The following is a 23,761-nucleotide window of genomic DNA, read 5'->3' on the forward strand; positions in this document are numbered from 1 at the left end:
TTAATTTATTTTGTCTATTATAAGATACAAAAAAACTGTATCGGTTGCGTTGTTATTTGTTAAAATCTAAGATATAGATTCATGAAGTAAGTTGTTCCTCTACCAAACCAATATTTTGGACCGAATAAACGTTTAGAACGCTGAGTATCTTCAAGTAAATTAGTATAATTTGCACTTCTACTCTGTTCGTAACCACCTGTTTTATATGTCTCTCCAAAAACATTATTGATACTAGCAAAGAACCCTATATACTTGTCATTTATCTTCCATGATTTACCTCCAACTAAATTCACTAACATGTAATCATCAAACTGTTCTTGTTGCAATAACTCTCTCGCTATGTTTTCATCATAATCAGAAATTTGGATTCCATCTTGATCTAAACCAAAATTAGCGGTTCTTGTAATAGCAGCAACGTCTAAATATGCATGTGAGAAAAAGTTAGCCGTAGCTCCAAACCACCAATATTTAGGGTCTCTATACTCAAAACCAATGCTTCCAGCTCTTTGAGGCCCACCAGCTATATTATAGTCTTTTAAATATGCTTTCCCTAAATCTTGTGTACCGTTAAAATCATCTGAACTTAAATAAAGGTTAGGATTATTATTATAGATTGATTGCCCAACAGCCAAAGCACCTTTTAACTTAATAGTTGGGGTTACTTGTGCTTCTGCTCCAAACTCAACCCCCATATTTCTTTTATCTACCCCTGTTAAAGCTTCCTGAACAAAAGCCTGTGCATCAGAGAAATTTTGAATTGACAACCCATCAGCATAGTAAAAAGCAACTTCAGTAGCGTCTTCTATTGTAGAATAATATCCTGTTAAACGAGTTTTTAACATTGAAGACCTAAATATATAACTTGCATCAAAAGACGTGGTTTTTACTTCTGATAAATTATTTACAATATCGTTATTTTGCCTAGAGTTAGAAAAAGAATTTCTGATAGTAGGCGCATCTTGTGAATACACACCATTTACATCAATTAAATGTTTTCCAGAAATCTTATACGTAAACCCTGCTTTTCCTCCAAACTTATCAAACTCCAACTTATCACCTTTACCTAAAGAGTTTCCTACAAAAGCACCGTTTTCATAAAGCCCTTCTCTTTGATGAGAGGTCTGACCGAACTGACCTCCAACATAAAAATCTATTTTACTATACTTAAATTGTGCCTGAGCAAAAGCATCATAGGTACTAGACATTATGTTATAATTATATCTAAATGTATCTCCTTCTTGGATAACTCTTGAAGGTGTCTGCGTATTATTATCGAAGTTATCAAAATAATCAATATCTAAATACCCTGTACCTCCTAATAAATCTAATGCCTTGGCATAATTATGAGATTTTAAAGTTGAGTAGTTTAAAGATGCGTTTAAAGAAATATTTTCAGCCAATTCAGTATTCAATATAGTATTGAAGGACCATTGCTTGTCATCATTTCTATCTTCATATAATAAATATACATCAGAAAAATTTTGTGAATTTGCACTTGCATTATCAGCATACATCTGATTCCAATCTATTTGCCCATCACTTAAAAACTCTTGCTCTAACAAATAAGCATTAGCTAAAGAGGTAGTTGATTGGTCAAAAGCCAACGCATAACTAGGTAAGTTTCTATAATAAGTTGGATCTGGATTTGCCCCATTAAAGTCTAAACGACTATTACCAATATGACCAAATTGATGAGCTATATTGGTGTTTAGAGTAGTCTTATCACTTATATTCCAATAGTGATTTAACATCAATATAGGCTCTTCGATTTCTCTAATTCTAGAGTTTCTAATTTCCCCATCTTGATATCCCCAATAAGAGTTATACTGTCTTCCTTTTAACTCGAAAACTTCTTGAGTCATTGGGGCTGACTTACCTCTTCTATTTGGTGTATATATTGAGGTAAAGTTAATACTATGCTTATCATTAATCTTCTTTTCAACAGAAGCAAAAACAGAATTAGCATCATAAACTGTACCGTCCATGTACCCTTCTTCTCCCCATCTTCTACCTGCAGATAAAGCAAAAGACCATCCATCTTCTCTAACTCCAGAAGCATAAGTAGCCATTACTCTATTTCTATAACTTCTGTTAGATGAAGCATAAGAAACACGTGCTCCTTTTCGATAAGATGAAGCTCTTGTGTTAATGTTGGTAGTTCCTAAAATACCTCCAAAGCTATATTCATTTGCTTTAGAACCATTAGTAAAATCTTGATTACGCATTACATCGTTAATACCTCCCCAATTACTCCATTGAGGCCTACCATTAAATGCTTTGTTCATTCTGATTCCATTTAACATCATTTGTCCGTTCTCAGAATCTAATCCTCGAACCCTAAAAAATGTCCCACTAAAATCAAAAGCTGCTGCCCTAGCAAACACATCCCTAGACGCTTGAAGTACTCCAGATGTATTAGATGCTACAGCATCATCATCATTAAGCTCATCATCTGATAAAGAAATTGTGAAATCATTAATTTCACCTGCATCTTCTTTAATAACTACTGTAGCCATGTCTAAGACTTTGCCTTCTTCAATAATTATTGCGAATCTTTTTGGGAAAAACCCGTTCTTGCTTACAATAAGCATTTGATCTCCTAAAGGTAATCCTTCGGAGAAATTAAATTGACCTTGATCATCTGTTTTTTTCGTCAAGGTTGTGCCTTGAATAGACACTGACACATCGGATACTGGCTCAGTAGTTTCTGAATCTATGATCACACCTTTTACCACTGTTTGTTGTGCGTGCATAAATACAATACTGAACAGTCCGAATAATAATGTCAAAACTGTTTTTTTCATAAGTAAATAACTGATTAATAAATAGTTTTAAGTTAAGAAATTATTATTTCCAGTCTGCAAAACTACATTATTTATAATAAATAACTACTTTTGGCGCAGAATTTGGAGTGGATTTTACAATTATTTAATACAGCTTTACTATAAAACCTAGCGATTTTATAGGTATAGCCTTAAATTACAATTATGAATACAAAAAAACTTTTACTTACTTTTTTAGTAGCTTTAATTTGTGTTAGTGGTTTTTCACAAAAAAAGCGTTACAAAATCAACACAGTTGCATTTTACAACTTAGAAAACTTATTCGACACCATTAATGACCCTAATAAATTGGACGAAAAAAGTCCTATTATGGAAATGAGCGAAAAAGAACGTGGCAAAGTGTATTGGAAAAAAATACACAATATGGCACGTGTTATTTCTGAAATTGGTGTTGATGAAAAACTAAACCCTAACACTCCTGCAGTAATTGGTGTTTGCGAAGTTGAAAACAAAGCAGTGTTAGAAGATTTAATTAATGATAAACAATTAAAAGATAAAAAATACGATATCATACATTTTGATTCTCCAGACGCAAGAAGTATTGATGTAGGTTTTTTATATCAAACTAATTTATTTAAGCCTATAAACTATAGCAAGCATGAATTACTACTATATAATGACAATAAGGAACGTATTTTTACCAGAGACCAATTGTTAGTAAGTGGTAAATTAGAAGGTGAAATGATGCACTTTATTGTTAACCACTGGCCGTCTAGAAGAGGGGGTGAAGCAAGAAGTAGACCTAAAAGAGTGAAAGCTGCTCAGTTGACTAAAAAAATTGTTGACTCCTTACAAACGATAGATCCATATGCTAAAATTGTGATTATGGGAGATTTAAATGATGATCCTTTTAACGCAAGTGTAAAAAAAGTTTTAAAGGCAAAACAAAAGAAAGAAGAGGTTGGTTTAAAAGGAATTTACAACCCAATGATGGGAATGGCTAAAAAAGGAATGGGAACTTTAGCTTATAGAGATGCCTTAAATATTTTTGACCAAATTATGTTCACCAAACCTTTCTTAGATAAGGATTATTCTTCTTTTAAAATTTACAAAACTGGAATATACAACCCTGCTTATATGACCAATAAAAAAGGTCGTTATAAAGGTTATCCTTTTAGAAGTTTTGTTGGAGCTACTTGGACAGGCGGTTATGGAGATCACTTTCCGGTTTATACTTATTTAATTAAAGAGGTTCAGTAAAAAAATATAAAATCACAATAAAAAAATGCCGCTATAATAGCGGCATTTTTTTATAAATATTGTTTAGATAAATGTTAGGCTACATTTTAGTCAACCAGTTTCTCATATTTACCTCGTTATCAATAATAGCTTTTAACTCTTCTATTTTAACACGTTTTTGTTCCATTGTATCTCTATGACGAATAGTTACTGTATTATCTTCTAAAGAATCGTGATCTACTGTAATACAAAATGGTGTTCCTGCAGCATCTTGACGTCTATACCTTCTACCCACTGCATCTTTTTCATCATAAATTACATTAAAATCCCACTTTAAATCTTCTACAATTTTTCTAGCCATTTCTGGCAAACCATCTTTTTTAACTAATGGAAAAATTGCTGCTTTAACTGGCGCTAAAACTGCCGGTAAACGCAACACGGTTCTGGTTGTATTATTTTCTAATTCTTCTTCTTGTAATGCCTTAGAGAATACTGCTAAAAACATTCTATCTAAACCAATAGATGTTTCTACTACATATGGTACATAGCTTTCATTTTCTTCATGATCGAAGTACTGAAGCTTTTTACCTGAATGTTCTTCATGAGCTTTTAAATCGAAATCTGTTCTAGAGTGAATTCCTTCTAATTCTTTAAAACCAAACGAGAAGTTAAACTCAATATCAGCTGCAGCATCTGCGTAATGCGCTAGCTTTTCATGATCGTGAAAACGATAGTTTTCCTCTCCAAACCCTAAAGACAAATGCCAGTTTAAACGTGTTTCTTTCCACTTATCATACCATTCCATTTGAGTTCCTGGCTTTACAAAAAATTGCATCTCCATTTGTTCAAACTCTCGCATTCTAAAAATAAATTGTCTTGCAACAATCTCGTTTCTAAAAGCCTTACCGGTTTGAGCTATACCAAAAGGAATTTTCATTCTACCTGTTTTCTGAACATTAGAAAAGTTCACAAAAATACCTTGAGCAGTTTCTGGACGCAAGTATAAATCCATTGCCGAGTCTGCAGAAGCTCCTAGCTTAGTACCAAACATTAAATTGAACTGACGAACATCTGTCCAATTCTTAGATCCAGAAATAGGACAAGCAATTCCTAACTCTTCAATAAACTCTTTTACCTCAGCTAATCTTTCTTCACTTAACAACAGCCCTAGTTTATCTAGAATAGCTTGTTTTTCTGCTCTATATTTTAAAACTTTTGGATTCGTTTCTTCGAACTGTTTTTGATCAAAATCATCTCCAAAACGTTTAGCAGCTTTCTTAATTTCTTTTTGAGCTTTTGTTTCTAACTTCTCTGCATGGTCTTCAACTAAAACATCTGCTCTATATCTCTTCTTAGAATCTTTGTTATCTATTAATGGATCATTAAAAGCATCTACATGGCCTGAAGCCTTCCAAGTTGTTGGATGCATAAAAATAGCTGCATCAATCCCAACTATATTTCCATGCAATTGCACCATTGATTTCCACCAATATTCACGAATATTCTTTTTTAATTCTGCTCCATTTTGAGCATAATCGTAAACGGCACTTAAACCGTCGTAAATCTCACTTGATTGAAATATATATCCATACTCCTTTGCGTGAGCTATAACCTTTTTAAAATGATCTTCTTGCTTTGCCATTCTGCAAAAATATAAAACCTATTAATTAACGTATACCTTTTTAAAATCTATTTTTAAGATTAGTCCTCTTATAAAAATCCAAACCACAAATGCCAACCATATGCCATGCAGTTTCAACCCTAAATAATCTGAAAAATACAGCACCGGAATAAAGCCCAAGAATGTTGAAATAAGTAATAAGTTTCGCAACTTTTTCATCCTTCCCATTCCTTTATACATACCATCATATATAAAAGCTATAGCACATAATGGCTGCATTGCTATTGTTAACCAAAAAGAATTATAAAACACAGATCTCACTTCGGGATTGTTAGAGTACAACCTACCAATTGGTAAATACAACACACCTAAAACCAAAAAGAGTAATATACCTACTGTTAATCCATATTTAGTTAACTTTTTCCTTAATAAATTTAAGTTTACATAATCGTTAGCACCCAATAACCTACCTGCTAACATATTACCTGCACTAGCATAACCATCTATTACAAATGCACAAATAAACCACAAATTAATAGCAATAGAATAAGCATTGCTATAAGTTTCTCCATATCCAGTTGCATAACGCATGGCTAGATTGATTGCTATATTCAATGCTAAGGTTCTAACAAATAGATTAAAGATCATTATCAACAAATTTTTAATCTCTTTATTAAACGGAAATTGTAGCCTAAACAGAATATCTGTTTTAGTATATAATAGATAAAAAGCCATTACCACCATTACTACCTGAGATACTACACTGGCCCAAGCAGCACCTGGTAGCCCCATTGGTTCTACAAAACCTTCTACTCCAAATACCAACAAAAAATCCAATCCAATATTTAAAACCAATCCTGTAAGAGCAACTAACATAGGGTAATAGGTATTTTGTAGCCCTCTAAATGTACCTATAATAGCAAAGGTGATTAATATTAACGGAAAACCTAAAGCTCTGATCTGGTAATAATCAACACAATAATCTAAAACCAGCCCTTTTGCTTTATACCAACTAAAAATATCTCTAGCAAACGGATAAGTAATCCCCAAAATAACGACACTGATTACAAACACAATTAACATAGCTTGCATAGGTAAGTTTTTAACCTCATCTAACTTACCAGCACCCAAATATTGAGAAATTATAGATGATATAGCACTTCTACTTTGCCCTAAAGTCCAGATTAAGAAATTAAGAAAGAAAACTACAATACCAACAGCAGAAGCTGCCTCTACACTATGTTCTGGCAAATTACCTATAATTGCTAAATCTGTGGCAGAAATTATTGGCTCTGCAATTCCAGCAATTAATGCAGGTACCGCCAGCTTATTGATAGCATTAAAACTTAAATCTATTTTCATTAAAAAACTAATTCGTAACAGTGAAAGGGGTGCTCACTTTGCTTAGGAAAATAAATATCGCCTAATTGCTGGTATCCTCTCTTTTGATAAAAAGTATTATTCCTTTTATTTTGACTAAAGGCATCTAGTCTAACAGAATTATATTTCTTCTGCTTAGCATAACTCTCTGCAAAAGACATTAATCGCTGGGCTAAACCTTGACCCTGATAAGACGGATGAATAGATAGCCTATGTATATAAACTGTATTACCTGACTCTGTTAACCATTCAATATCATGATATTCCTCATCTTCTACTTCTGTTATAACTATAGATCCAATAACTCTCTTTCCATCCTTAATTACCCATAACTGATGCAAATCCACATCATTTTCAAAAGCTTCTTTAGACGGATACAATTCATTCCATTGATAAATACCATTCTCAATCATATGTTTTGCACAGGCTTGAGTAACTGTTAATAATTCATCTACATCGTTATTAGTAGCTTTAATTATCTCTTTTTGCTGAACAAAGTTTATAATTTCTTCTGTTGCTATTTTTAAATCTTCAGGCAGTTGATTTGAATCCCATGGATGACTAGCTCCAAAAGTATGATTTGCATCTTCAATAGCCAACAACTCACTTTGTTTACTCCACTCATGCAATCTCTCGGCTTCTAAAAAAGTAACTGTTTCATCTTTAGTTCCATGAACAATTAAATGAGGAATATCAAGCTCTTTAGCTGCTCTAGATATAGTTAATCTTTCTTCATTCGCCACAAAATCTTCGTAAAATTGATAATAATGAGGCATTTGTTGTTTAGTTCTACTGTTTTCTATGTAGGCTACTCCTTCTTGTTTCCAATAAGCCAACTGCTCCCCTTGAGGAAAACGAGCCTTAAAATCTGAAACTCCTGCCAGCGTAATTAGTTTAGCCACTCTTCTGTCTTCAGAAGCTTTTATAGTAACAATTCCTCCTCCTCTTGAGTGACCAACCAGGCATAAGTTATCTTGATTTATAATTGATGAATACTTATTAAATTTATCAGTAATCCAAGTTAACACATCATCTAAATCTTGTAATTCTTTACTAAAATTATTTTCACCAAAAGCCTCTAAGTCTGGAAAATCTATCGGGTTTTCAATAGTTCCTCCATTATGAGATAAGTTAAACTTTAGCACAAACAACTCATTATTAGCCAAGGTTTCAGCCATTAAATTCCAACTACCCCAGTCTTTATAACCTTTATACCCATGACAAAAAACTACCACAGGTAATTTCTTATTTTTTTCAACATAGGTTATATCTAAAAGGATGGACTTATCATCCATCCTTTCTATTATATGCGATTGTTTAATCATCTTATTTACTTAACTCTGTAAAGTACTTATAAAATAACGGGATAGTTTCAATTCCCTTTAGGTAGTTAAACACTCCAAAATGTTCATTAGGTGAGTGTATAGCATCAGAATCTAACCCGAATCCCATTAAGATGGTTTTACTCTTTAATTCCTCTTCAAACAAGGCCACGATAGGAATCGATCCTCCTCCACGTTGTGGAATAGGCTTCACACCAAATGTATCTTCGTATGCTTTGCTTGCCGCCTGATAACCTATATTATCTGTTGGTGTTACATACCCTTGTCCACCATGATGTGGAGTTACTTTTACAGTAACACCTGCTGGTGCAATGCCTTCAAAATGTTTTACAAACAAGTCTGTAATTTCTTTCCAATCTTGATTAGGCACTAAACGCATCGATATTTTGGCATAAGCTTTAGAAGCAATAACTGTTTTTGCTCCTTCACCAATATAACCTCCCCAAATACCATTAACATCCAAAGTAGGCCTGATAGAATTGCGCTCATTAGTAGTATATCCTTCTTCTCCATAAACAGCATCTATATCTAAAGCTTTTTTATACTCTTCTAAAGAAAATGGTGCCTTAGCCATTTCGTCTCTTTCTTCTCTAGACAACTCTTCTACTTTATCATAAAAACCAGGAATGGTTATATGATTATTTTCGTCGTGTAAAGAAGCTATCATTTTAGTTAACACATTTATTGGGTTAGCAACTGCTCCTCCGTATAAACCAGAATGCAAATCTCTGTTAGGACCTGTTACTTCTACCTCTACATAACTCAACCCTCTTAACCCAGTAGTAATAGATGGCTGCGAATTAGAAATCATTCCCGTATCTGAAATAAGAATTACATCGTTTTTTAATTTTTCTCTATTATTCTTAACAAAAGGACCTAAGTTTACAGAACCTACTTCTTCTTCTCCCTCTATCATGAACTTTACGTTACATGGTAGTTGATTAGTAGATGTTAGATACTCTAATGCTTTTACATGCATATACATTTGTCCTTTATCATCGCAAGCACCACGAGCAAAAATTGCCCCTTCTGGGTGTAAATCTGTTTTTTTAATAATTGGATCAAAAGGGCCGCTAGTCCACAATTCTAAAGGATCTGCTGGTTGTACATCATAGTGTCCATACACTAAAATAGTTGGTAAACTCTCATTTATAATTTTCTCTCCATAAACAATAGGATATCCTTCTGTTTCACAAATTTCAACAGTATCACAACCTGCTTTTTCTAAACTTACTTTTACAGCTTCTGCAGTTTTAGCCACATCTCCAGCATAAGCAGAATCTGCACTAATTGATGGTATTTTTAACAAGTCTATTAACTCATTTAAAAAGCGGTCTTTGTTTTCTTCTATATAATTTTTGATATCGTTCATGTTGTAATACTATTTCTTATTTGAATTTACTCGATTAAATTTCATCTTTTTATTCAAGACAAAAAATAAAATGAAACCGTAACTAGGCTATGCTTTAATTTTATTTTTTGTCTTGAATAAAAATATACTAATTTCTTTTTTCGCAAACTCAAATAAGAAATAGTATGAAATTTTAATCTCCCAAAAATACTAAAAACTGTTCTATTATTTTTTTCGAAATTCTATTTGAAAATTAGATATAAGATGTATATTTGCAGTCCTTAATGCGGGCGTGGTGGAATTGGTAGACACGCTAGACTTAGGATCTAGTGCCGCGAGGTGTGCGAGTTCGAGTCTCGCCGCCCGTACTCTTGAAACCCTTGAAAACACTAGTTTTCGAGGGGTTTTCTGCTTAAAATGCGTACCGAAAACGTACCAAAACAAAAAACCACACAAAATACATTTTTTTGACAACCAATACTTTATAATTTCTCCTAAATAGTTTTTACCCCCTAGAATCTCTAGCGTTTTTAAGTATTAAATTTGTAAGAGGTTTTGCTAAATTTGTATATTCAGTACAAGCAGGATAAAAAAGAATTGTTTTTATTCATATGCTATTTGTAATTATTAAAATATGCTTAACTACATTGAATTTGAGAATGCAATACGTTTTTTTCGTAAAAAAGATCAGGTATTAAATAAAGATAATAGTCCAAAAAGCATTGGTAGTAAGTTTTATTTACTTACTGATTTTAAAATATTCAGAGAATATAATGTTGGTGAATGTATAATCACACGAAGCGAACAAATATTTATTGACAACAATACTTACACAAACGTTAGTGAGATAAAAATACCTGAATGGGTATACAGAAGCAAAAACGTTGAATTAACTTCTGAATCTTTTAGCCTTGTTTTAAGTGCATTAATATCTTTTGGTTCAGAAAGGGATGTTAGACTCTACAGAAATTATTACAATATTAATTCTATTGAAAGAATTTCTGCTGAACTTCCTTTACAACATTCAGGTCCAGGAGCAATACACAAGCTAAATGAAAAAAGCGTAGAAAGTATATTACAAAATGTAAGTCAACTATTTGATATAATCGACAAATTAGATTACGCTGATTATGAGACTGTAATCAGATCAAGTCGACTATTTCAACTTGCACAAAACACTAAGAGGTTAGATCACAATCTTAGCTATTCTCTAATAGTATCAAGTATAGAAACTAATGCAGACAAGGCTATTAGAGTAAAAGACGTAAAAAAAGGATGGTCAGAAATAAAAAAGAGAATAAAGCAAGTTGCAGATGACGCTGAACTAGAACAAGAATTCCGAGATGTTTTATTTGACAAACTTAATCACCACTATTCAGGAATTCGATTTCGAAAATTCATTAAAGAAAATGCACTATTTAACTCAATAAAACTTGATAATAGATATCATAGAATGGGATTGCTCCAAGAAGAAAAAGAAGCCTTTGAACCAATAGATAAAAGATTAGACCCTTTGAATTACTTTATTCATGAAAACCGTAGTAAACCAGATTTCTTATTACATTTGGAAGAACACACAGGAATCAATTATGATAATTTACTAAAGGACAGCTATAGTTATAGATCAAAATTTTATCATGCAGGTGAAGCTATGAAACATAATACCCCCAATAACTTTGATAGATACATTAAAATGGTTTACACAGAACAAGGCCCCATTAAAATACTATCAATCAACTTTTTAGCTTCTTTAGCTAGAATTACAGCAACTACATATTATCATAAAAAAATAGGTAACATAAGCTAAATATCCACGCCTTACGACTTGAAAAACATAAGTTAACTAATTAAAAAGTTTGTTTCACTCATTATAGGTTTTTAGATATTGATTTCTCCTTTAACTTTGAAAAAAAATAAAATATGAAATCGACATTTTTACTTTAAACATTAATTTCAGGAACATTTTTATTTGCTCAATCTAATGAAACAAAAATTCTTTCAGATAGGAAAGTTGGTGAAAATATCAAGCCATTTATAGACAGCTTAAAACAAAAAATCCTAAATGATACAATTAAATTTAACCGAAAAGATTTAAAGCATATAAACGGAAGAACTGAAAATCAGAATCCTTACTCAATGCTGATTACTGTTAATATGAAATATTTTTATCGATTAGACATTGTTAAAAGTGATTTAGTAAAAGAATTTACAACAGAAATATTGAATAGTGAAAATATTGAATCCATTAACTACTTCAAAAAAGGACATGCACCAATTTTGGGTAGATTTATAGCTAAAGATGGCTGGGTTTCTATAATTCTGAAACCTAAAGTTAAATTAGATTTCGAAGTTGGCGGACTGAAATATCGAAAAGGCAAAAAAAGAAAAGGTGGAGATAATTTCCTTCAGATAAAAGATGGCGATATAATGATAAGAACATAAAAAATTAAAACAATGAACATTAAACGAACATTACTCACAATTCTGTTTCTAATAATTTGTACTAATGGAATTGCTCAAAAGTATAAAAAGAACATTAAGTCTGAATTTACCGAATACTTAAATTCTCTTATAAATATGGATTTTGAAAAATCATTCGAATACATAACACCTGAATTTTTTGAAATTGTACCTAAATCACAAATGCTACAATTAATGGAACAAACATTCAATAATCCGGCTGTAGTTATTGAAATTAAAAACCCAAAAATTTTGACAATTAATGACTCTAAAAAAATAGAAAACAAATACTATTCGCTGCTTACATATTCAAATCAAATGAATTTTAGAATGAAAAGCGAAGAAGAAGAAACTGAAGATGAAAAAACAATGAGAATCAATTTAACAAAACTATCGTTTGAACAAAATTTTGGTTCAGAGAATGTTAAATACAATGAAAAAACCGAGTTTTTTGAAATTTATTCTGAAAAGGATGTTTACGGCATTTCAGTTAACGGAGAAACTAATTGGAAGTTTTTAGTTCTTGAAAAAGATTCGAAAATTATTTTAACCAAATTACTACCTAAAGAACTTGCTGAAAAAATATAAAAACTCAACTTTCTTTAATAACATCAGTAATAACATACATTTCAAGAGATTGGAGCGTTCCGAATACGTACCGGATTATTTAAAATATTTACTATATTCGATTCGTAAATAGTTGATAATCAGAATTTGTTTTTTTCAAGAACTGGCTTTTAAGAGTTCGAGTCTCGCCGCCCGTACAAATAAGACAACTTCGTCCAACATAGCGACAAAGTTGTCTTATTATTTTATACACAAAGTGCTTTTTCAATTAAAAAACCAGACTGGTTCCAAAAGAAAGGCTATTAAATTCTGCTAAAGTATAATCTAAATTAAGCATAAAAACACCCAACTTTAAATTGGTTCCGATCGTTCCTTTAACCATTGATATTTTATGGTTTACAGAAAAAGGATCAACAATCTCATCAGAAAACAACACTCCATTAGAAACTCTATATCTACCCAACAAATCTGTTTTAGACTTTCCATCTATATACCCAAGACCTGCATAAAAATTTAAAATTTTTAATTTGGTTGAAACAATTAATTGATAAACCATGGTGTTTATATTCTTATCGATTCGTTGGTTACTACCTTCTACAATATTTTCATCTGTAAAATCATAACTACCATCTAAATGTGTATATGCAATTAAGCCCGAAATTGAAACAGGAATAACTTTATTGGCTGGTAACCATTTGGTAAATTCTTGCTGTATTCCGAAACCATAGAGTCCTATTTTAGCATCTTCTGTGTCTATTTTAGGGAAAAAACGTCCCTTAATTACTGTTCCCTTAAACGGAGAGAAACCTGCTTGAACAAAAGCCGTAGGGATTATATTAATATTAGCAGCCCCTATACCAGTAGGCAAGGTTAATTCTACTTCTTGATTACCAAAAATAGGATCGTCGTAGGTTACAATTACAGTCACATCTGGATCATTATGCCCTAAAGAAGTAGCTACCATTTTCTTTGTGCTATTATCTGGAAATCTTATGTTTTCATAATCATTAACATTCAACTCAAACGTTTTCTTATCGCTTTTTATAAAATTAGCATTTCCTATGATTGAAAATTCAAATCCATATTTTTTCAACGACTTACCATGATTAAACCAACCATTATTCACACCTAGCGCTATACCGTCTGTTGCAGGCGCTAAATAATCTGTACTAAATCTTTTCGCATCATTTATCCCTGCCGCTAATAAATCATCAATATTTTCTTGAGCAAGAACATTAGTAAGAAAACAGGATACTATTAATGTTGCAAATATTTTCTTCATATCATTTTTTTATTTTGTTAAATACAATTTAATACATCAGTATTATTCTGACCAATAATTTTAGATATCTATTTAAATAATTCTTTTTCCTTAAGTAATATAGAAAATTAAGTTGATCTTAACACAATTCCTTCTATAAAAAGATATATCTTATTATTGTGCTTTTTTTGTAGTGACGATTAATAAATTAATCTAATATCCATGGTGAGTGCACAAAAGTATTCCAAGAAACTTTTGCCATATCAATATCAGGATTAATAAAAGACTCATAAGGTTTTCCATTAACACTTACTTTGCTATTAACAATGTAAATTTCAACTTCTTTTCCTTCGTTTTTATATTGCTTTTTTAAACGCTGTATAAACTGCCACATAACATCTGGCTTAGTTGCCAACATATTTCGCTGTTTAGGGCTTACCATTTTATAATGATTTATAATGGTAGACTGACCTGTACTTTTATCTACAACTTTATAATTTACCACACCAGATTTTGTTCTAAGCATCATTCTCCAACTCAATCTGTGTCCTTCTTCAGTTTTCAATACATCTCCCTTAATAAACCAATGCCTTAAAGGCAAACCTACTTGTATTAAAAAATAACCAACAAATACTGCTTTAAACAGAGTACTATAAGCTGGAACAGTTATAGAATAATCTTCGTAGTACTTTTTACTTTTCAAAAACAACTTATGAATTACTTTTGGGTCATAGAAAAACAATATAAAAGCTAGTGATAAAAAAGGAAAAATACCCACTTGAAAAACTATTGCATTAAAAATATGAAAGAAAATAGAGCAAATAAGAGCTAATTTTCTTGTTGGTTTATACAACAGTAAGGGTATAACCAAACCATCATACAATATACCTCCATAAGCCAAAAAATAATGAACCCATTTTTCTTGCAACACCTCACCTACAATGTAATAGTGCTTTTTAGCCAGCATAAAAATTTCTATAACAGAAGTATCTAACCAATCTGCATAAACTTTATTAAGAGAACCATAAGTATAAACAATAGCCATTTGTATAATAAACACCCACCTACACCAATTTGGCATTTTTATACTTTTAATTTCTGGATTAATCTTAACATCTAAAGAAGCGTATTTATGAGCTGGAACTAAACACATAAATACAGAAATTAATATCAATAGATAATAATGATTATTATACGATGCCTTTTGCATTAGATAGGTAAGCGTCCACATTACAGTAAAGGCCACAATACTAACTCTATATTTATAACCTAGCATAACCCCCAAACCAAAAATCCCCATAATGATATAATAAGCATACATACCATAACCAGGTAATGGCTGCAACCATTCAAACCCTATCATAGAAAAGGTAAACTCAGGATCTATTAATGTTCTTTTAATCCACCCCGTAAATATGGCTCCTACTGACTCTAAAAAAATTAGTAGTCCAAAAAAGATTCTGAAAACAACTAATGCCGAATTGTCTATTTGTTTAAATAAAAACTTATTCATTTTTATTAAAATAATTAATCGCTTCTTGTTGATCTTTGACTAGTTGATTTTGCAAAAATGCAATTGAATCGAATTTTTGTTCATCTCGTATTCTTTTCAGAACTTTTACTGATATTTCTTTATTATAAACATCTTCGTTAAAATCAAACAAATGAATTTCTATACTATTGGTTTCTCCATTAACAGTAGGATTACTCCCAATATTCATCATACCCCTTAACTCTTTACCATTTATAAGTGCTCTAGCTATATACACACCGTTTTTGGGAATAATTTTATAATCTTCTTTTATTTGAATGTTTGCTGTAGGAAAGTTTATAGTCTTACCTATTCCTTTTCCCCTGGTAATAACCCCGTTTAACTCAAATTGACTACCTAAATATTTATTTGCAGTCATTAAATCTCCTTCATTAATTGCTTTTCTAATTTTGGTAGAACTAACTGCTACTTCATTTATATCTTGAACCGAAATTTCTTCTACTGTAAAACCATACAACTCACCAAAGTCTTTTAAGTCTTCAATATTAGCCGTTCTATTTCTTCCAAATCTATGATCGTACCCAATAATAATGTGCTTTATATTGAGTTTTTTAACTAAAATATCGCGCACAAACTCCGTAGCAGTTAACCTAGAAAACTCTTTAGAAAAAGGATGTATAATTAAACTCTCTAAACCAGACTCTTCTAAAATAGCTTTGCGCTCGTCTATAGTGTGTATGAGTTTTATATCAGATTCTTTTTGTAGCACCATTCTAGGATGCGGAAAAAAAGTAAGCACTAATGATGCTAGCTTCTTATCTGCAGCTACTTTAAAGACCTTATCTAAAATTTTCTGATGACCTATATGCATCCCATCAAAAGTACCAATAGTTAAAACCGTTGGCTTTTTTGATTTGAATTCTGAAATGGAGTAAAAAGTATTCAATTTTAGGTTAAAATTTGAAAGATAAAAATACTAAAAAACAAAGAAGCTTAATATTTATTTACCATTAAAAGCGTTCATGGTATTAGATATTCCGCTTAAGCCAAAAGATTTAATAATCTCTATAGATTTACCTAACCTTTCAGGCAGCTTTGCATTTTCTTCATCTGTCCATTTACCTAACACATAATCTACTTGTCTACCCTTTGCAAATTCTGCACTAATACCAAATCTAAACCGATTATACTTGGTGGTTTGTAATACGTTTTGAGTATCTTTTAATCCGTTATGACCGCCATCACTACCTTTTGTCTTTACTCTTAGTGACCCAAAAGGAAGATTCAAATCGTCTGTAATCACCAATAAATTCTCTACGGGTATCTTTTCTTTGGTTAACCAATATTTTATTGCTTTACCACTCAAATTCATATAGGTTGATGGCTTTAGCAATAAAAACGTTCTACCTTTTAATTTGTAAGTAGTTACGGCTCCTAATTTTTGCGACTCGAAGGTTAGGTTTTCTTCTTTAGCTAAATAATCTAATATTTTAAAACCTATGTTGTGTCTGGTTTCATCATAATCGCTACCAATATTTCCTAAACCAACAATTAAAAATTTTTTCATGGGATCTATTTCTGCAATTTCAAACGAGGGAGATAATCCAAAAAGTTTCTTTAAAAACGAAAACATATTAAAATGCTTTTTGTGCTATGCAAAAATAAAAAAAGCATCCAACTAAAGTTGAATGCTTTTCTATTTTATAACTAATAGTTGTTACTATTTGTCTGCTTGAGCTGCTTCTTTTGCTGCTTCTTGAGCTGCTTTCATTGCCGCACGAGAAATTCTTACTTGAGCAACAACTGTGTTTTCAGGTTGTAAAAACTTATAAGAATCGTTAGCTAATTTAGTGATGTATAATTTATTTCCAATTTCTAATTCAGAAATATCAGCATCAATAAAATCAGGTAAGTTAGCTGGTAAAGCTCTTACTTTTAATTTACGTTGGTTTAAACGTAACACACCACCGGCCATAACACCTGGAGCATTTCCAACTACTCTTACTGGAATATCCATAGTTACTTCTTTATCATCAAATAACTGATAAAAATCGATGTGTAAAATTTTGTCTGTTACAGGGTGAAACTGGATATCTTGCAAAATAGCGTTGATAGTAGTTCCGTTATCTAATGCAATTACCGCAGTATGTGCATTAGGAGTGTAAACTAATTTAGAAAATGCAAGCTCTGCTGCTGCAAAATGTACTGGTTTATCTCCTCCGTATACTACGCAAGGAACCTGACCAGCATTACGTAAGGCTTTAGTTGCTACTTTACCTACGCTTTCTCTTTGAGATCCGTTGATTGTAATTGATTTCATTTTTCTTTTATTTATTGTTAATCCCCTTAAAAAGGGATGCAAATGTACTATATTTAGCTTAGCTACAAAAGTTTACATTAAAAACTTTTCGCTAATAGATTTGTTTTCGTGCACACTCTTCATTACATCGGCAAATAACTCTGCACATCCTACTACCTTAATTTTTGAACTCTCTTGCTTTAACGGTATAGAATCTGTTACAATTAATTGCTCTAATTTAGAGTTCTCTAATCGTTCATAAGCATTACCTGATAAGATAGCATGTGTACATATTGCACGAACACTTAACGCTCCTCTTTCCATCATCATGTCTGCTGCTTTTGTTAAAGTTCCTGCTGTATCAACCATATCATCTACTAATACAACGTTTTTACCAGTAACATCACCAATTAATTCCATATGAGAAATTACATTAGCTTTTTCTCTTTGCTTATAACAAATAACAACGTCGCTTTCTAAAGCTTTAGAGTAAGCATATGCTCTTTTAGAACCTCCCATATCTGGAGAAGCAATTGTTAAGTTGTCTAAATTCAATTCTTTTAAATGTGGCAAGAAAATAGTTGACGCGAATAAGTGATCAACTGGCTTCTCAAAGAAAGCTTGAATTTGATCAGCATGTAAATCCATTGTAATAATACGAGTAGCGCCAGCAGTTTCTAATAAACTAGCTACTAATTTAGCTGTAATAGGCACTCTAGGCTTGTCTTTTCTATCTTGTCTAGCCCAACCATAATAAGGTAAAACTGCTGTAATATGTCTAGCAGATGCTCTCTTAGCAGCATCTAACATCATTAGCATTTCCATTAAATTTTCTGATGATGGATGCGTAGAACCTATTAAGAATACACGTCTTCCTCTTACAGATTCTTCAAATGATGGTTGAAACTCTCCATCGCTATATGTAGATCTTATTACATTACCTAAGTCGGCACCAAATGCTTTAGCTATTTGTTCTGCTAATACTTTACTTTGTGAACAAGCAAATATTTTTGGTTCTAATACAGGAATTGCCATTGATAAGTTGTTGTTTAGTAGTTATTTATGTTGTGTTGTGTTTTTTAATGGCGCAAATTTAGAAATTTATTCGATGATAGAAAGTTTTATGTTTCTAAAATTATTAAATTTGCATTCCTCTTTACTAATGCCTGAGTGGCGGAATTGGTAGACGCGCGCGACTCAAACTCGCGTTCTTAGGAGTGTGGGTTCGATTCCCACCTCAGGTACTAAACCTTGTTATCTATGATGGCAAGGTTTTTTATTTCCTCAAGATCGATCACATTATACAAAAGTTCGTTTCTCTTATACATAATAACCCTAAATACTATAGGGTAAATTATAAGTGCATTGTTCTATTAATACAACAATGTTTCACCCAAAAAACATACAAGATGAAAAACCTAATTATTGTTACAGCTTTATTACTATCAAGCCATTTATTAGTTGCTCAAAAACACGAAATCGGTCTTTTTTTAGGAGGATCTAACACTATTGCAGACGTTGGTCCAACATTTCCTGTAAACCCAAACGATTTTGCTATAGGAGCTATATACAAATGGAATAAAAGCCCTCGTTATTCTTTTAGAGCCTCTCTTAAATATGCTAATATTCATGGAGAAGATGAAAACTCAAGCGAAGATTATAAAAAAGAAAGAGATTATTCTTTTAAAAATGCAATCAGAGAAGTATCTGCAGGAATTGAATATAATTTCTGGACGTTCGATTTAAACGATCGTCCTTACTTTCTTTCTAACATAACTCCCTACGCCTATTCTGGTTTGTCGTTTTTTCATTACGATGCCTTATTCTTAAATGGAGGTAAAGAAATGCAAAAGTATAACTCGCATAGCACCTTTGCCATACCTGCAATAGTTGGAATAAAAGCAACTATATCTAGAAAATTTATTATTGGTTTTGAAGTAGGTGCGCGCTATACATTTACAGACGATTTAGACGGAAGCAACCCTGTTCGAGATAAAAAAGAATACGAATCTTTAAAGTTTGGAAACACCAAAAACAACGATTGGTATGTTTTTACAGGTTTTACTCTTACCTATACCTTTGGGGAAAAACCATGTCATTGCCCTGATGATAAATAAATATTTACAATTTCAACTAATTATACAAAACCCTTTTAGTATTTCTAAAAGGGTTTTGTATTAAAATAACCTACCTTTGCTAAAAAATTAAGCATTATGTTTATATACAATGTTACTGTAAATGTAGACGACAGTATCAGATTAGATTGGTTACAATGGATTAAACCACACATTAAAGAAGTTTTAGCTACTGGAAGATTTGTTAGTGCAAAACTAACTCAGGTTTTAGCCGATGAAGGTAACGGAACTACTTATGCCATTCAATACACTGCAGAAAGTAGAGCTAATTTAAATGCTTACTACGAATTAGATGCTCCTAAATTACGTGAAGACGGAAGAAAAAGATTTGGAGATAAATCATTAGCATTTAGAACAGAATTATTTGTAATAGATGAATTCCATGCAGAAGACCTATAAAGCTACTTACCTATATGTAATTAAAACATCTGCAATGTTTGCTGCCATGATTACTGCTTTTTTAGCTTTTAATTTTGGCATGATGATGTTAAATGTAGTTATACCTACATGGGTATTTATTGTTGTAAATATTATACTAAGCTTATTTGCTTTGTTATTTTTATTTATGCAATTAACTGCAAAAGCTCCAGTATTTGTTTTTCATGACACAGGTTTTAAATACAAACGAAAAACAATTGAGTTCTCAGAAGTAGCCAATTTCAAAAAAGCTTCTGGAGGGAGTGAACCTGAATTAGTTTTTAAAAACGGAAAAGAATATCCGTTAGAGTTATCTTGGTTCTTAAAAAAAGACCGAAAAGAAATTGAAGCAATTTTAGAAGAGAGAATTAATGGATAAGGTACGTGCAAAAAAACATTTAGGCCAACATTTTTTAAATGATGAATCTATAGCTAAAAGTATAGCAGACTCTTTAACCAATAATGGCTACAGTAAGGTTTTAGAAATTGGACCCGGTATGGGAGTGCTCACCAAGTACTTATTAGAGAAAAAAGACCTTACCACATATGTGGTAGAAATAGATACCGAATCTGTAGAATACCTACAAGCACACTATTTAAAACTTTCTGATAAAATATTTGAAAAAGATTTTTTAAAACACAACTGGAAAGATGTTTTTAAAAACGAACAATTTGCTATAATTGGCAACTTTCCATATAACATTTCTAGTCAAATTTTATTTAAAACTTTAGAAATGAAAGATCAAGTTCCTGAATTTTCAGGAATGTTTCAAAAAGAAGTTGCAGAAAGAGCTTGCGCAACACACGGCAATAAAACTTATGGTATTGTTTCTGTTTTAGTACAAGCTTTTTATGATACCGAATACCTATTTACCGTATCAGAAAATGTTTTTACCCCACCACCAAAAGTAAAAAGTGGTGTCATGAGAATGACGCGCAAAGAGAATTATCAATTACCTTGCGATGAAAAGTTATTCTTTAGAGTCGTAAAAACGGCTTTTCAACAAAGGAGAAAAACCATGAGAAATAGCTTAAAAAGTTTCAATTTACCTGATGAAATTAGAAACAAGGAAATTTTCACTAAAAGACCAGAACAACTTCCCGTAGCAGATTTTATTAGCTTAACACAATTAATAGCTCAGAATATATAATCTACTTTTTAAATTCTTTTAAAAAAGTATCTTTGTGCTATGCAACAATTCGAAATTACATCAGAATTCATAGCCAATGTCAAAAATTTTGTTGATGAAGGTGACAACGCGAGCATCTCTAAATTATTAGGAGAGCTTCATCACGCTGATATTGCTGAAATTTTAGACGAGTTAAATTTTGAGCAATCTATCTATATTATTAGACTGCTTGATAGTGATATTACTTCTGAAATTATTGCCGAGTTAGATGAAGATGTTAGAGAAAAAGTTTTAAGATCACTTTCTTCTAAAGAAATTGCCGAAGAAATTGATGAGTTAGAGACCGATGATGCAGCAGATATTATTGCAGAATTACCTGAAGCGCAGAAAGAAGAGGTAATTGCACAACTAGAAGATGTTGAAAAGGCCAAAGACATTGTAGACCTATTACGTTACAACGAAGATACTGCAGGTGGTTTAATGCGTAAAGAGCTAATTGCTGTTCGAGATAGTTGGACAGTTTTGCACTGTGTAAAAGAAATGCGTAAGCAAGCAGAAGCCTTTGAAAAAGTACATACAATATATGTTGTAAACGATGATGGTATTTTAAAAGGACGACTTTCTTTAAAAAGCCTATTAACAACGTCAACAAAAACTCCTATATCAGAAATTTTCAACCCAAAAATAACCTCTGTAAAAGTTGAAGAAGACGATGAAGAAGTGGCTAAAATTATGCAAAAATACGACCTTATTGTAGTTCCTGTTATTGATGAAATGGGACGTCTAATGGGTCAAATTACCATAGATGATGTTGTAGATGTTATTAGAGAAGAGGCCGACAAAGACTACCAACTAGCAGCAGGTATTACACAAGATGTAGAAGCTAGTGATAGTATTTTTGAGTTAACCAAAGCACGTTTACCATGGCTCTTTTTAGGACTTATTGGTGGAGTTGGGGCTTTTCTAATTATGGAAGGTTTTAAAGATTTTTTTAAAAACTATGCTGTTTTATTCTTTTTCACTCCTTTAATTGCTGCTATGGCTGGTAATGTAGGTGTACAATCTAGTGCTATTATTGTTCAAGGTTTGGCCAATAATGATGTAAAAGGGAGTATCAATAACAGACTTATAAAAGAAATGCTATTGGCTACATTAAACGGCATTATCTTAGCTTTATTTTTATTTGCTTTTGTTTGGGGCTACGAAGGAGACCCTTCTAAGGCATTTGCCATATCTGTCTCTCTTGTTGCTGTTATAATTGTTGCTGGATTAGTGGGGACTTTTATCCCTTTATTTTTAAACAAAAGAGGTATCGACCCTGCAATAGCAACTGGTCCTTTTATTACAACAAGTAATGATATTTTTGGAATCTTAATTTATTTCTGGATAGCTAAAATGATTTTAGGTATATAAAAGTAAAACCGTCTTATTCGGGTAAAATAAAACGGTTTTTATAAATGGGTAATTTGGGTTGCAAATTCAAATGTTGTTAGTAAATAGAAAAGAGGTCAATTAATAAAATACAACCAACCTCTTTTAACCTAAAACCAACTTAAAACTTAATTTTTATTCAAACAAAAAACTATAATTGCTTGTATACATATATAACGAGCAAAGAAGAAAAAACCCTACCCCTTTTTTTATTTTTTTTGAAATCAATAAAATATCATTAGCTTTAGGCTCTTTTGCTAATTTTAGCAAACCAGCCCATATGTCAGATACAAATCAACCAGACAATAATATATGTCAAGAAAGAAACTTTCAGCAGTTCTTTAATAAGAACGCTACTCTTTTACGCAATTATTTATATTATAAATTTGGAGATTTAAATGAAGTTGATGACCTTGTACAAGATGCTTTTATAAAAGTTTGGGATAATTGCAGTAAAGTAACTAAAGACTCTGCTAAGAGTTATTTATTTAGAATAGCTATCAACATGAGTACTAGTGTACTCAGACATAAAACTGTAAAATTAAAACATCAAAAAGAAGTTATAAGTATTCAAAAAGATCAAACAAATGAATCTCCAGAATACTTGTTACAACAAAAAGAGTTTCAAGAAAAATTAGAAAAAGCCATCGCCTCTTTACCAGACAGACAACGAGAGGTATATTTATTAAACAGAATAGAACAAAAAACCTATAAAGAAATTGCAGAACTTTCGGGAGTTTCTGTAAAAGCAATTGAGAAGCTTATTTCTAAAGCTTTAGTGAAACTAAGAAAAGAAATTGAAAACATTCGATAAAGGGGTAGGGTATTTAAAAATTAAAGCGTTTTAATAAC

General features: G+C 31.8%; 21 protein-coding genes and 2 tRNA genes. 12 read left to right on the plus strand and 11 right to left on the minus strand.

Annotated elements, in window-relative coordinates; all coding sequences use genetic code 11:
- Positions 1–59: 59 nt before the first annotated feature.
- A complete protein-coding gene (locus tag ACFQ1O_RS10075; protein WP_377715896.1) occupies positions 60–2,804 on the minus strand; it encodes a carboxypeptidase-like regulatory domain-containing protein in 2,745 nt (914 codons plus the stop codon).
- A 183-nt stretch (positions 2,805–2,987) separates the two neighbouring features.
- Here ACFQ1O_RS10075 and ACFQ1O_RS10080 point away from each other — a divergent pair, with 183 nt between their 5' ends.
- Positions 2,988–4,043 (plus strand): endonuclease/exonuclease/phosphatase family protein, encoded by a 1,056-nt coding sequence (locus tag ACFQ1O_RS10080; RefSeq protein WP_377715897.1) that lies wholly within the window; start codon positions 2,988–2,990, stop codon positions 4,041–4,043.
- A 79-nt stretch (positions 4,044–4,122) separates the two neighbouring features.
- On the opposite strand, the gene ACFQ1O_RS10085 is transcribed toward ACFQ1O_RS10080, so the two are convergent.
- Genes ACFQ1O_RS10085 through ACFQ1O_RS10100 form a run of 4 tightly spaced genes read right to left on the minus strand, consistent with a single transcriptional unit; the run spans position 4,123 to position 9,738 of the window.
- Complete coding sequence (locus tag ACFQ1O_RS10085; protein WP_377715898.1) at positions 4,123–5,664, minus strand: glycine--tRNA ligase; 1,542 nt, start codon at positions 5,662–5,664, stop codon at positions 4,123–4,125.
- A gap of 21 nt (positions 5,665–5,685) precedes the next feature.
- Positions 5,686–7,005 carry an MATE family efflux transporter gene (locus ACFQ1O_RS10090; protein WP_377715899.1) on the minus strand — a complete coding sequence of 440 codons (1,320 nt, stop codon included), beginning with the start codon at positions 7,003–7,005 and terminating at the stop codon, positions 5,686–5,688.
- Positions 7,005–8,348: a GNAT family N-acetyltransferase gene (locus ACFQ1O_RS10095; RefSeq protein WP_377715900.1), complete on the minus strand. Its 1,344-nt coding sequence runs from the start codon at positions 8,346–8,348 to the stop codon at positions 7,005–7,007. Before ACFQ1O_RS10095 ends, ACFQ1O_RS10090 begins: the two co-directional genes overlap by 1 nt.
- Position 8,349: 1 nt before the next feature.
- Positions 8,350–9,738, minus strand: a complete 1,389-nt coding sequence (locus tag ACFQ1O_RS10100; protein WP_377715901.1) for a dipeptidase — start codon at positions 9,736–9,738, stop codon at positions 8,350–8,352.
- A gap of 265 nt (positions 9,739–10,003) precedes the next feature.
- Between ACFQ1O_RS10100 and ACFQ1O_RS10105 the strand changes: the two genes are divergently transcribed.
- From ACFQ1O_RS10105 to ACFQ1O_RS10120, 4 genes are all read left to right on the plus strand, one after another.
- Positions 10,004–10,085, plus strand: a tRNA-Leu gene (locus tag ACFQ1O_RS10105).
- A gap of 266 nt (positions 10,086–10,351) precedes the next feature.
- Entirely contained in the window at positions 10,352–11,524 is a 1,173-nt protein-coding gene (locus ACFQ1O_RS10110) for a hypothetical protein (protein ID WP_377715902.1), read from the plus strand.
- Between the two features lie 329 nt (positions 11,525–11,853).
- Positions 11,854–12,159, plus strand: coding sequence for a hypothetical protein (locus ACFQ1O_RS10115; RefSeq protein WP_377715903.1), 306 nt, complete (start codon positions 11,854–11,856; stop codon positions 12,157–12,159).
- A gap of 12 nt (positions 12,160–12,171) precedes the next feature.
- Positions 12,172–12,765 carry a hypothetical protein gene (locus ACFQ1O_RS10120; RefSeq protein ID WP_377715904.1) on the plus strand — a complete coding sequence of 198 codons (594 nt, stop codon included), beginning with the start codon at positions 12,172–12,174 and terminating at the stop codon, positions 12,763–12,765.
- A gap of 247 nt (positions 12,766–13,012) precedes the next feature.
- Here ACFQ1O_RS10120 and ACFQ1O_RS10125 read toward each other — a convergent pair whose 3' ends face one another.
- From ACFQ1O_RS10125 to ACFQ1O_RS10150, 6 genes are all read right to left on the minus strand, one after another.
- Positions 13,013–14,026: a DUF6588 family protein gene (locus ACFQ1O_RS10125; protein ID WP_377715905.1), complete on the minus strand. Its 1,014-nt coding sequence runs from the start codon at positions 14,024–14,026 to the stop codon at positions 13,013–13,015.
- Positions 14,027–14,213: 187 nt separating this feature from the next.
- The gene (locus ACFQ1O_RS10130) at positions 14,214–15,518 is read right to left on the minus strand and encodes an HTTM domain-containing protein (RefSeq protein ID WP_377715906.1); all 1,305 of its coding nucleotides are present in this window, start codon (positions 15,516–15,518) and stop codon (positions 14,214–14,216) included.
- On the minus strand, positions 15,511–16,443 hold the full coding sequence (locus ACFQ1O_RS10135) for a bifunctional riboflavin kinase/FAD synthetase (RefSeq protein WP_377715907.1): 933 nt from the start codon (positions 16,441–16,443) through the stop codon (positions 15,511–15,513). Before ACFQ1O_RS10135 ends, ACFQ1O_RS10130 begins: the two co-directional genes overlap by 8 nt.
- 54 nt (positions 16,444–16,497) lie before the next feature.
- Positions 16,498–17,130, minus strand: a complete 633-nt coding sequence (gene pth, locus ACFQ1O_RS10140; RefSeq protein ID WP_377715908.1) for an aminoacyl-tRNA hydrolase — start codon at positions 17,128–17,130, stop codon at positions 16,498–16,500.
- 87 nt (positions 17,131–17,217) lie between these two features.
- Positions 17,218–17,817, minus strand: coding sequence for a 50S ribosomal protein L25/general stress protein Ctc (locus tag ACFQ1O_RS10145; protein ID WP_377715909.1), 600 nt, complete (start codon positions 17,815–17,817; stop codon positions 17,218–17,220).
- Between the two features lie 72 nt (positions 17,818–17,889).
- On the minus strand, positions 17,890–18,831 hold the full coding sequence (locus tag ACFQ1O_RS10150) for a ribose-phosphate pyrophosphokinase (protein ID WP_377715910.1): 942 nt from the start codon (positions 18,829–18,831) through the stop codon (positions 17,890–17,892).
- A 129-nt stretch (positions 18,832–18,960) separates the two neighbouring features.
- Between ACFQ1O_RS10150 and ACFQ1O_RS10155 the strand changes: the two genes are divergently transcribed.
- The 7 genes from ACFQ1O_RS10155 to ACFQ1O_RS10185 all read left to right on the plus strand — a co-directional run bounded on the left by ACFQ1O_RS10155 (position 18,961) and on the right by ACFQ1O_RS10185 (position 23,723).
- A tRNA-Leu gene (locus ACFQ1O_RS10155) sits at positions 18,961–19,040 on the plus strand.
- Between the two features lie 165 nt (positions 19,041–19,205).
- On the plus strand, positions 19,206–19,913 hold the full coding sequence (gene porG / locus ACFQ1O_RS10160) for a type IX secretion system protein PorG (RefSeq protein WP_377715911.1): 708 nt from the start codon (positions 19,206–19,208) through the stop codon (positions 19,911–19,913).
- A 96-nt stretch (positions 19,914–20,009) separates the two neighbouring features.
- Entirely contained in the window at positions 20,010–20,330 is a 321-nt protein-coding gene (locus tag ACFQ1O_RS10165; protein ID WP_377715912.1) for a DUF4286 family protein, read from the plus strand.
- Positions 20,314–20,727, plus strand: a complete 414-nt coding sequence (locus ACFQ1O_RS10170) for a hypothetical protein (protein ID WP_377715913.1) — start codon at positions 20,314–20,316, stop codon at positions 20,725–20,727. The genes ACFQ1O_RS10165 and ACFQ1O_RS10170 overlap by 17 nt, the downstream gene beginning before the upstream one ends.
- Entirely contained in the window at positions 20,720–21,499 is a 780-nt protein-coding gene (gene rsmA, locus ACFQ1O_RS10175; RefSeq protein WP_377715914.1) for a 16S rRNA (adenine(1518)-N(6)/adenine(1519)-N(6))-dimethyltransferase RsmA, read from the plus strand. The genes ACFQ1O_RS10170 and rsmA overlap by 8 nt, the downstream gene beginning before the upstream one ends.
- 39 nt (positions 21,500–21,538) lie before the next feature.
- Entirely contained in the window at positions 21,539–22,891 is a 1,353-nt protein-coding gene (mgtE, locus tag ACFQ1O_RS10180; RefSeq protein ID WP_377715915.1) for a magnesium transporter, read from the plus strand.
- A 298-nt stretch (positions 22,892–23,189) separates the two neighbouring features.
- Positions 23,190–23,723 (plus strand): RNA polymerase sigma factor, encoded by a 534-nt coding sequence (locus ACFQ1O_RS10185; RefSeq protein WP_377715916.1) that lies wholly within the window; start codon positions 23,190–23,192, stop codon positions 23,721–23,723.
- Positions 23,724–23,761: the final 38 nt, after the last annotated feature.

Source organism: Pseudofulvibacter geojedonensis (genome assembly GCF_042675745.1).
GTDB lineage: Bacteria > Bacteroidota > Bacteroidia > Flavobacteriales > Flavobacteriaceae > Pseudofulvibacter > Pseudofulvibacter geojedonensis.

What these genes read in the sequence shown, in the direction of transcription:
- ACFQ1O_RS10075 (WP_377715896.1), bottom strand. Translation starts at nt 2,804, where the DNA reads ATGAAAAAAACAGTTTTGACATTATTATTCGGACTGTTCAGTATTGTA.
- ACFQ1O_RS10080 (WP_377715897.1), top strand. Translation starts at nt 2,988, where the DNA reads ATGAATACAAAAAAACTTTTACTTACTTTTTTAGTAGCTTTAATTTGT.
- ACFQ1O_RS10085 (WP_377715898.1), bottom strand. Translation starts at nt 5,664, where the DNA reads ATGGCAAAGCAAGAAGATCATTTTAAAAAGGTTATAGCTCACGCAAAG.
- ACFQ1O_RS10090 (WP_377715899.1), bottom strand. Translation starts at nt 7,005, where the DNA reads ATGAAAATAGATTTAAGTTTTAATGCTATCAATAAGCTGGCGGTACCT.
- ACFQ1O_RS10095 (WP_377715900.1), bottom strand. Translation starts at nt 8,348, where the DNA reads ATGATTAAACAATCGCATATAATAGAAAGGATGGATGATAAGTCCATC.
- ACFQ1O_RS10100 (WP_377715901.1), bottom strand. Translation starts at nt 9,738, where the DNA reads ATGAACGATATCAAAAATTATATAGAAGAAAACAAAGACCGCTTTTTA.
- ACFQ1O_RS10110 (WP_377715902.1), top strand. Translation starts at nt 10,352, where the DNA reads ATGCTTAACTACATTGAATTTGAGAATGCAATACGTTTTTTTCGTAAA.
- ACFQ1O_RS10115 (WP_377715903.1), top strand. Translation starts at nt 11,854, where the DNA reads ATGCTGATTACTGTTAATATGAAATATTTTTATCGATTAGACATTGTT.
- ACFQ1O_RS10120 (WP_377715904.1), top strand. Translation starts at nt 12,172, where the DNA reads ATGAACATTAAACGAACATTACTCACAATTCTGTTTCTAATAATTTGT.
- ACFQ1O_RS10125 (WP_377715905.1), bottom strand. Translation starts at nt 14,026, where the DNA reads ATGAAGAAAATATTTGCAACATTAATAGTATCCTGTTTTCTTACTAAT.
- ACFQ1O_RS10130 (WP_377715906.1), bottom strand. Translation starts at nt 15,518, where the DNA reads ATGAATAAGTTTTTATTTAAACAAATAGACAATTCGGCATTAGTTGTT.
- pth (WP_377715908.1), bottom strand. Translation starts at nt 17,130, where the DNA reads ATGTTTTCGTTTTTAAAGAAACTTTTTGGATTATCTCCCTCGTTTGAA.
- ACFQ1O_RS10145 (WP_377715909.1), bottom strand. Translation starts at nt 17,817, where the DNA reads ATGAAATCAATTACAATCAACGGATCTCAAAGAGAAAGCGTAGGTAAA.
- ACFQ1O_RS10150 (WP_377715910.1), bottom strand. Translation starts at nt 18,831, where the DNA reads ATGGCAATTCCTGTATTAGAACCAAAAATATTTGCTTGTTCACAAAGT.
- porG (WP_377715911.1), top strand. Translation starts at nt 19,206, where the DNA reads ATGAAAAACCTAATTATTGTTACAGCTTTATTACTATCAAGCCATTTA.
- ACFQ1O_RS10165 (WP_377715912.1), top strand. Translation starts at nt 20,010, where the DNA reads ATGTTTATATACAATGTTACTGTAAATGTAGACGACAGTATCAGATTA.
- ACFQ1O_RS10170 (WP_377715913.1), top strand. Translation starts at nt 20,314, where the DNA reads ATGCAGAAGACCTATAAAGCTACTTACCTATATGTAATTAAAACATCT.
- rsmA (WP_377715914.1), top strand. Translation starts at nt 20,720, where the DNA reads ATGGATAAGGTACGTGCAAAAAAACATTTAGGCCAACATTTTTTAAAT.
- mgtE (WP_377715915.1), top strand. Translation starts at nt 21,539, where the DNA reads ATGCAACAATTCGAAATTACATCAGAATTCATAGCCAATGTCAAAAAT.
- ACFQ1O_RS10185 (WP_377715916.1), top strand. Translation starts at nt 23,190, where the DNA reads ATGTCAGATACAAATCAACCAGACAATAATATATGTCAAGAAAGAAAC.